This is a genomic window from Halovulum sp. GXIMD14793 (genome assembly GCF_054457435.1).
The window spans coordinates 1-8,837 of the sequence record NZ_JBTLNE010000090.1; the positions used below are offsets into that span (position 1 = coordinate 1).

General features: G+C 58.8%; 9 protein-coding genes. 8 read left to right on the forward strand and 1 reads right to left on the reverse strand.

Annotated features, from left to right (window positions below):
• Positions 1-751: 751 nt before the first annotated feature.
• From ACW9UQ_RS17695 to ACW9UQ_RS17720, 6 genes are all read left to right on the forward strand, one after another.
• Complete coding sequence (locus tag ACW9UQ_RS17695) at positions 752-1,222, forward strand: CARDB domain-containing protein (RefSeq protein ID WP_458932325.1); 471 nt, start codon at positions 752-754, stop codon at positions 1,220-1,222.
• A 142-nt stretch (positions 1,223-1,364) separates the two neighbouring features.
• Positions 1,365-3,233, forward strand: a complete 1,869-nt coding sequence (locus ACW9UQ_RS17700) for a hypothetical protein (protein WP_458932326.1) — start codon at positions 1,365-1,367, stop codon at positions 3,231-3,233.
• Between the two features lie 12 nt (positions 3,234-3,245).
• Positions 3,246-4,352, forward strand: a complete 1,107-nt coding sequence (locus tag ACW9UQ_RS17705) for a hypothetical protein (protein ID WP_458932327.1) — start codon at positions 3,246-3,248, stop codon at positions 4,350-4,352.
• Positions 4,349-4,903 (forward strand): RNA polymerase sigma factor, encoded by a 555-nt coding sequence (locus tag ACW9UQ_RS17710; protein WP_458932328.1) that lies wholly within the window; start codon positions 4,349-4,351, stop codon positions 4,901-4,903. The genes ACW9UQ_RS17705 and ACW9UQ_RS17710 overlap by 4 nt, the downstream gene beginning before the upstream one ends.
• Positions 4,900-5,514 carry a hypothetical protein gene (locus tag ACW9UQ_RS17715; RefSeq protein ID WP_458932329.1) on the forward strand — a complete coding sequence of 205 codons (615 nt, stop codon included), beginning with the start codon at positions 4,900-4,902 and terminating at the stop codon, positions 5,512-5,514. Before ACW9UQ_RS17710 ends, ACW9UQ_RS17715 begins: the two co-directional genes overlap by 4 nt.
• A 5-nt stretch (positions 5,515-5,519) precedes the next feature.
• Positions 5,520-7,004 carry a S8 family serine peptidase gene (locus tag ACW9UQ_RS17720; protein ID WP_458932330.1) on the forward strand — a complete coding sequence of 495 codons (1,485 nt, stop codon included), beginning with the start codon at positions 5,520-5,522 and terminating at the stop codon, positions 7,002-7,004.
• A 110-nt stretch (positions 7,005-7,114) separates the two neighbouring features.
• Here ACW9UQ_RS17720 and ACW9UQ_RS17725 read toward each other — a convergent pair whose 3' ends face one another.
• Positions 7,115-7,732: a hypothetical protein gene (locus ACW9UQ_RS17725; protein ID WP_458932331.1), complete on the reverse strand. Its 618-nt coding sequence runs from the start codon at positions 7,730-7,732 to the stop codon at positions 7,115-7,117.
• A gap of 247 nt (positions 7,733-7,979) precedes the next feature.
• Between ACW9UQ_RS17725 and ACW9UQ_RS17730 the strand changes: the two genes are divergently transcribed.
• Together ACW9UQ_RS17730 and ACW9UQ_RS17735 are read left to right on the forward strand one after the other, a co-directional pair.
• Positions 7,980-8,396, forward strand: a complete 417-nt coding sequence (locus tag ACW9UQ_RS17730; protein WP_458932332.1) for a hypothetical protein — start codon at positions 7,980-7,982, stop codon at positions 8,394-8,396.
• Positions 8,396-8,722 (forward strand): arsenate reductase family protein, encoded by a 327-nt coding sequence (locus ACW9UQ_RS17735; protein WP_458932333.1) that lies wholly within the window; start codon positions 8,396-8,398, stop codon positions 8,720-8,722. Before ACW9UQ_RS17730 ends, ACW9UQ_RS17735 begins: the two co-directional genes overlap by 1 nt.
• The last annotated feature ends 115 nt before the right edge of the window (positions 8,723-8,837 follow it).

Below are 8,837 nucleotides of genomic sequence, written 5' to 3' on the forward strand. Positions count from 1 at the left end.
TCCCGGAAAGCCTCGGATCAATCCGATCTCACCGCGCCAGCTGCACCGGGCATTTAGCGCAGCCAAGCACGTGGCCGGTATCAAGACGCCGAGGAGCGCGTTGCACACGCTGCGCCATATACGCGTAACTTTGAAGACAGCACGCACATGGCCAGTGCGCTACGAGATGCAGGCTTAACCGTTACTTTTAAGAAGCATTTCTTTGGATGCGCGACGAGTGTCGCGGGGCGAAAACCATCTGACACTCGTACGGGTTAATGGCTGCTGAAGCATCCGGCCTTAGCGGCAAGGGTTGAACGGTGCAGCCTCTGAGAAGAATCGTAAATTCATTTTGAACTTGATGCAGCCGTCGGCAGACCAATCCTTATGGATTGGCGATGTGTCGATGGGCGCTTTTACTAAAAACGTCCAAGCATGTTGCCAGCAAACCCTGCTATTGCGAGGTCCCCAACTGGCATCCGGCCTTTGTGCCGGGTGTCCTTTTTATATTCAGGTGACATTCCGGGTTTGGTCCCCGCGCTGCTGGAAAGCGTCGGGTACGCCTTCCGGCAGCGGCGCGCCTAACGGGGTAGCGCGCCTGTTCCGCCCATGGGGGAGGCGGAGGTGAAAACGGCACCAGATTGGTGATGATGTCGTCCACAAGCCATTCGTCGCGCCGTGGGCAGGGTGGGTTCAATGAGACCAGCGATTTTTTGAACCGGATCACGTGACCGCACGACTGAAGCTTATGAAACCCGCTTTGGAGGATGTCATGAAACGCTTTGCTGTTAGTGCTTTGGTAGCTCTTGGCTTATGTTCAACGGCTGCTGTGGCTGCGCCGAACCTTGTGCCTGGAGTGAATGTCAAAACCGGCGTTGTCTCGGTCAGCAATACCGGTGCTGCGACTGCGGCCCCTTCGCTGGTGACGGTTAAGTGCACCGCGCAAGGGGGATCCTGCCCGGACCCCACTGCGGCGCAGGCTGCCCCTTATACATTTCCGGGCTTTCCGAATGTTGCAGGCATAAAGGTGCCAAAGCTGATCGCGGGTGGAAACTTCAACCACAAGATCAGCTTCTTCAGCAGCCTGACCTTCACCCCCGGGGGTTACTATTTCACGGTATGTGTAGATGCGGCCAAAACCGTTGAGGAAAGCAAAGAGGGCGACAATTGCCGCCGTTTCCGCAAGGTGGTTCGCCGGTCGCTGACACCGCCGGGGATCGGTGTGTCGGTCAAGCGCAATTGATACAGCATAAGGTGGCGATACGCAGATGTATGCGGATCGCCACACATTCAGCACGAAATTCCCCTGGCAATGGGCCTTTACGGCGTAGCATGATACAGAGTGAAAAACCGGTTTGTGGGGTTCTCCGTTGTCAGCTTTGCGGATGCGTAATGTCCTTGCAGCACTTGCCTTTGTGTGGGCGGGCGCGGCTATTGCTGAGCCTGTTGTCACAGGGACAGGTGGTGCAGGTGATCCAATCGTTATCGTGCTGGATGGCCCCGTCGGGGGCCAGCTTGCGGTTGAGGTGGATGGGGCGGATATGACTGACCTGATCCGGCGCAACGGCAATACGCTGACGATCCAGCCCGTTCCGCCCCTGCCGGGCGGGCCGCATGAGGTGATCCTTTATGCCGTCAACGGTGCCAGCTTTGACGTTGTGGTCGAGTGGCAGATCGAAGGCGGTCGCGCGCCCTTGATCGACAGCGCATCCGTGAATGCAACACATGAGGTGGGCGGGACAACCGGCAGTGCGGGGCCTGAGGCTTTTGCGGAAAGCTCGGGCGATCTGGAAATCATCATGCTGGACCAGCGTCTGAAGGCTGGTGCGCAATATATGGCGACCACGATCAAAGCCAATGAATATGGCGAGCGCCCGATCAATCTGGGGGAATACTATCTGGAGTTTACCCAGCCGACGGACTCCATGGATATCACCGCGCGTCTGGGCCATCAGGCGGTCAGCTATGATCGGCTGGTTGTCTCAAACCTTTACAAGCGCGGCACTGGCTTGCGGTTTGACCGACTGGACCAACGCTTTGCGCTGGGCTTTTTCGGCACGCAATCCGCGGATGGTCTGGGTATCGACAATTTTACCGGGATTGGCGACAGGGATGATCGCATCTTTGGCGCCACGGTGGCAGTGCAACCTTTTGCGGCATCGGACCTGACGGTTGCCCTGACGGGCTATGCCGGGCGCGGCAGGGAGTTTGATGGCTTTCTGGTTGGCGAAGGCCATGCCTATTCCCTTGATATATCGGGCTCAGCGCGGGATGGGCGTTTGCGATACGGCCTTGGTGCTGCGATGTCGACCAAGGACGACGATGCGGAAGGGGCGGTCTATGATCCGGTGGATGGTCGCGCCTTTCTTGCGGAACTGTCCTATGATGCGATTGACGATGACGGTTCCGACAGCGGTATGGTGCGCACGCTGACCTTTGGCCTAAGCTATGCGCGGGTTGACTACGATTATTTCTCGCTGGCCAATCCCGAGTTGGTACCGTCGCAGGAAACCATACGGCTGACCGGGGATTACCTGACGGATACGACCACGGTCAGCGCCTATCTGGATCACCAAATCAACAATGTGAACGGGCCGGCTGATCTTGAGACTGACCGCATCATCACCGCCGGTGTCAGCGGCAGCCGCAGCCTGTTTTCGGATGGGAACGCACCGGGTTGGGCGGGGCTGGACCCGCAGCTGAACTTTCAGCTGGACTTCACCACGCAGGACAGGGTGCGCACGCCGCTGCTGGCCCCGCAGCCACTTGATCAAACCTCTGTCGTTCTTGGCGTCGATTTTGCGACCAGCTACGATACATGGAGTTGGTCGCTGGGCTATGCGTTTGAGTGGTATAATGATGAGTCCATTCTGAATGATGACAGCATCAGCAATGGGCTGAGCTTTGGGTTGGAGATGTTTCCAACCGACCGTCTGGCTTATGGTCTTAGCGGACAGGTCAACACGGTGGACGATTTTTCGGGGACGAATGTCGATGGCAACATCGCGGTTAACGCCAGCTATGAGCTGATCCCAGCGGAGCTTGTGCTTGGGGGCAGCTATCAGATGGATTTCTCGACCGAGACATTCGGCGTTAATGGCGGTGTTCTGGGCGCGGATCTGACCTGGGCCATGAGCGAGGCGGCTGATCTGGAGTTCAGTGCTGGTCTGGCACATGGTGATCAGGCGATTGTTGATGAGGTCGACTGGTTTGTCGGAGCGTTGTTGCGGTTCAAGACCAACTATATCCGGTAAGGGAGGCACTACATGTACAGATACATTCTGACCCTGCTGATCACGCTGCTTGCGATGCCGGCTGCCTCGGAAATTATCAGCGTCACAGCGACCCCGGCACGTATTGTGCTGGGGGAGGATGGACGTGCCAACATCCGTATCAGATACACGTTGCGCGTTCGGCCCGACGGGGGATCGGGCGTCGATTCCTATTCGTCAGACCTCTATCAGAACGGCAACGGGATCAGCGTTTTGGGCGGCACTATTTTTGTGCCGATCCCGGCAGCGGGCGGGGTTGTTACACGGCGCGCGACGGAAACCTTTACCATAAATAGCGGCCTTGTGGCTGACCTGCTGGGCGGTGGTTCACCGCATGGTGAGGTTGTCCGCACATTTACCTATGGCGGATCCGTCAAGACCGTCCGCATCCCGGTCAAGATCAGCGGGGCCAATGCCTCGGGCACGACTGATGTGCAAAACTTGTCAGTCTTTTTCGATGACCGCAGCCGCATAAAACAGGTTGCCCCTGGCGCGCGTGTGACGGCACAGGTGGTTTTGTCAGTGCGGGGGCGCGGCGTGATCACCGGGCGTTGGCTGATCAACGAGCCGGGCCGTGGCGGAACCTACCGCACCCTCAAGCAGGTACGCAAACCCTATGCCGGATCGCGTCGTGTCGTGATAAACAGCCCGGTTCTGCCTACCCGGCGACCGGGTACGTATCGATTGCGCTTTGCGCCCGACCTTTTGACCGAAATAGCGGTGTTGGAAGACGTGGCAACTGTACGCTACACGGTTCAGCCGCAGGGCGGGGCAGGGGCCTCGGGCGGGCTGTCCGCGCAGGGGCCGGCGGCGGCCACGGCACTGACTCTGGCAAGTCGCTTCAGTTGGGCGCCAACCAAGGGGGCTGTTGGGTATCAACTTGAGTTTGTGACCCAGCCGTCTAGCCGCATTGGTGGCGGGGCCTCGCGGGTTGCGGCGGTCAGTATGCCATCCTCGCGTCGGGACACCACGCTGAAGCCTTTCACTCTGGCGCGGATTGCCAATGCGGGTGGCCAGGTTTATTGGCGGGTGGTGGCACTGGACGGGCGCGGCCGTGCGCTGGCGGTGTCGGATTACCAACCGTTAGGCGGCGTGCGATGAGTGATACTGATCCAAAGCTTCTTTTGCAGGCAATGGCGGGCGGCGATAAGGCCGCCTTTGCCGCGCTTTACAAGCAGCTTGAGCGACCGATTTACAAATTTATCTGCTCTAGATTGAACGATCCATTCGAGGCAAGCGACATACTCCATGAAGTTTTCATTGATGCCTGGCGATCGGCTGATCGCTTTGAGGGGCGGTCATCTGTGAAGACCTGGATGATGGGCATTGCCTACAGGAAAACGATGGACAGGTTCAGAAAAATGAAACGGGTGACACTGACAGACGAAACACCAGAGCAGGTGGATGACACCGCCACTCAGATTGATTTGGTCGCAGCCGGACAGGAAGGCGAACATATCCGCTTTTGCCTGGACGAGTTGTCGGACGAACATCGCATGGCGGTTGAGATGGCCTTTTACGAGGACATGCCTTACCGCGAGATCGCGATAGCCGCCGATGCGCCGGAAGGTACGATCAAGACCCGCATCTACCACGCCAAGCAATTGCTGAAGCGCTGCTTGTCGGGGCGCATGGGGGAGGTCACGCTATGATGGACATGACCCCCGAAACCCGGCGCGAGATCGAAGAACTGTTGCCGTTTCTGGCAAATGACACCCTGGAAGGCGACGAGCGCCGCATGGTCGAAGAGGCCGTAGCTGCGGATGCGGACCTGGCCTGGGAACTCGACTATCTCAAAACGCTCAGGGCAGAGATTAAGTCACGCGACGTTGGCACGTCACCGGGCGAGTTTGGTCTGGCACGTCTGATGCGTGATATTGACGCTGATAGTGCTACGCCACAGTCGGAACAGTCCGACACCAATGTTGTTCGGCCCAAAGTCTGGCAATGGGCCGCTGCTGCAGCGGTTGCGTTGCTGGTGGCGCAAACAGCGCTGGTCTGGGGGCCGACAGGTCCGGGTATGGAGCTGGCTGGCGGCGGCGGTGCATCCTCGGACGGTCCGGTGCTGATCGTGGCGTTTTCCGAAAATGCCTCTGAAAGTGCCATTCGTCAGCTTCTGCTGACACAGGGACTGGAAGTGGTTGGCGGTCCATCAGCGCTGGGCCTTTACCGGGTCGCGGCAGAAAATGACGCGGCTGCGGATGCGGCGATATCGGCCCTGAAAGCGGCCAGTGGCGTCGTTGACAGCGTAGAGCGGGAGTGACCTAGATGTGCCTGATCCGAACCGCCACGATCCTTCTGGCTTTGATACCGGCGGTCGGTCTGGCACAGCAGACCGGTGGGCAGACAACCAATAGCTTTGCTCCGCCACCTTACAAGATTTCTGCCCCGCGCTGCGTTAGCCTTGGCGACAGCTTTAAGATCATCGGCTATCTTTCCATGTCGGGCAGTGATCGTATCTCGGCGGTGGTCAACCGTCGAGCGGTGCCGCTGCAGATCCGGTCCAATAACTACAGTTCCGTGGTGGTACGGATCAAACGCTCCAGCCCATTGCAGCCGGGCGAGACTTATTCGCTGATCTGGCACGCGGGCACGAATGTCTATGGCCAGCTTGGCAAGATCACGATGTGTGGTGCTAAGGGCACCCAGCAACCGGGCAGCGTATCGCGTGAACGGGCAGAGCGGGATGAGGTGCCGGGCCCGAATGGCCAGCCGGAATATATCGTTGCGGTGCCATCAGGGCAGGCGCAGGCTGCCACCCGCGCGTTGCAGGCCCGTGGCGCGACCCTGCTTCGGCAGCGCAATTTGCGCTCGCTGAACCGGGCCATTCTGGTTTTTGTCCTGCCGCGCAACCTGACCGAAGCAGACGCTCAGGGGCTCTTGAATGGCGCGGCACCGGGGGCTGTGATTGACGCGCATAACATCTATGAGTTTGCGCAAGCGCCAAGGCTCTATGCCGCGTCGATGATCCGCGATGACACCAGCCGTGTCTGTCAGTTGCGACGTGCGGTCAAGGTGGGCGTGATTGATGGGCCTGTGAATGCGGCCCATCCTGCATTGGCCCGGGCGCGGGTGACGCGGTTCTCGGCTTTAGCTAAAGGGGAGCGCCGCATCTCGGCCAATCATGGCACAGCTGTTGCGGCGCTGATTGCCGGATCGCCACAATCCGGGCCGTTGGCCGGTTTTGCCTCGGGCGCGCATATCTATGCAGCTGAGGCGTTTTCTGCCTCCAGCCGCTCGCCTGGTGCGAATGTTGAGAATATCGCGGTGTCGATGGATTGGTTGGTGGGCCAGAACGTGCGGCTTGTGAACATGTCCTTTGCTGGCGACCCGAATGTAACGCTGCGATCCGTTCTGGAAGCGGCGGCACAGCGCGGCACTGTGATGATTGCGGCATCCGGGAATGACGGGCGCGCTTTGGGGGCATATCCGGCTGCGGCACCAGAGGTGATCGCGGTTACCGCCGTCGATGCTGCCGGGCGGCTTTATCGCAAGGCGAACCGGGGTGCACATATCGAGTTTTCAGCCCCGGGCGTTGATGTCTACGCCGCAAAGGGAACAGGAGGCGGCTATCAGACGGGCACCTCCTTTGCGTCCCCCATCGTAACCGCGATTGCGGCGCGGCTGGCGGCGCGCGGTACACGCTCAACTTCGGCGATCCGCGATGCTTTGCGGGGCAATGCTGTGGATCTGGGCGCAACCGGGCGCGATTCGAAATTCGGTTGGGGGCTGATTCAGGCCAAAGGGTGCTAAAACGCAAATACGCGCGTTTGCAAGTCAGCCGGTCAAAAGCTGCTCGTCAAACCTGATGATATTTTTTTGAGGTGTTAGAAACAGGCGGATCCTAGATCCGCCTGTTTCGGTCAGCTAATTGACCAAAGCAAGAGTCCGGCAACAACCATGGCACTGATGGCTGCGATTGCCAGCCCGCGCCAATGCCCGCCATCGTCTTTTTCTACATCATCGCCCAGCCACTCATAAGCAAAGGCGCGGGTCGGATAGCGGGTTGCGCCGTGCATGATGCCGGTATCCGCGCGGGCATGCACGAATGGGGCGGTGCTTGGGTGGTGTGCGCCTTCTTCAAGGTAATAGCGTACCTCTGCTTTGCCGATATCGCGCAAGGCTTTGGTCCAGCGGCGACGGACCGCCAGCGGAAGCACAACCTTTTCTTCAACTTCGGCGTCGGCGGCCTGTCGTTCGCGTTCAACCCTGGCGGCCTCGGCATTCTTGCGGGCAGCCTCTGCCATCGCAGAAGACTTTTCCGCTAGGCGCGCTTTTACGCCAGGCCAGGCAGCCATCGCCTTTTCCCGGATTATTCCGATCCCATCGGCCGCATGCGTTGCGGCCTTCATCGTCGCGATCCGCACCACGCCGACGCCATCCGCAGCAGAATTAAGATACCAAAATGCCCGCACCCCTGCCACGGGCTCGTGGCGTTTGGATGCTATATTCTGAGCAATATTTTGCGAGAGACGTGACACGAATTCCACCTTTAGCAACGAATCGAAAGATACCTCAAGTATATTGTGGCAGCATATAGGCAGGCAAATGAACTGGAAATAGACAATTTGTTAAGGGGTTTCAGTGGCGGATTGTCGCAAATGTGGCAGAATGTGGCAAATTTGCCTTAATTTCCTGGCCTATGATTGAGTGCTTAAGTGACGGGTCTCGCTGTGCTAAGGATTGACGCAACGGGGGATCTATCAAACTTGCTTCGGGGAATACTTCATGCGCCTTCTACATCTTCTTCCTGCCGCACTGCTGGCAGTCTCAGCCTGTGATGTCACATCTTTGGGTCCGGTTGATACCGGCCCGGTTGCCATGACGCCCTTTACCTGGAAGGGCAACACGCCGCGTGATGTGCGTGCCTATGATATCAATGAATGCGAACTGGCCGGGCGTGGCCTGCCGCCGAATGCGACAGCCGAACAGATCGCTGCCGCATCTGGTACGGCGAATGACGTCCAGGTTGCCAAGTTCGTCAATCGTTGCCTGACCAACAAGGGCTATATCGTCACGGAAAAACCGGTCTGTACCGAGGCGGATCAAAACGCCGGAGAGTTCGTGCAGGGCGCGAACATTATGCCGCCGCTCAATCGGATCAAATGCATCGACCCGGCCCGGCGGGGCATGATCGTCGTCTGATGATCTTGTACGGCCTGAAGGCCTGCGACACCTGCCGCGCTGCCATTAAGGCGCTGCAGGCCGCAGGTCACGATGTAAGTTTTTTCGATATCCGCGCCACACCGCTGGAGCCTGCGCAGATCGCGCAGTTTCTGGAAGCCTTCGGGGATGCCCTGGTCAACCGCCGCTCCACTACCTGGCGGGGGCTGTCAGAGCAGGAGCGCTCCCGCCTGCCCGCAGAGTTGCTGGCCGACAACCCGCCCCTGATGAAGCGCCCGGTGATCGCTGATGCCAGGATCATGACCCTTGGCTGGGACACCAAGGTGCAGGGGCAGTGGCTTAGTTAGGGCCTGTGCACACTATTGCATAGTGCTGTTTTGTACAAAGTATCTGTTATGAATGAGATAACAGAAAGCCACTACGCGCTGATCTGCCCCTACTTACCGGTTCAGCGCGGGAATG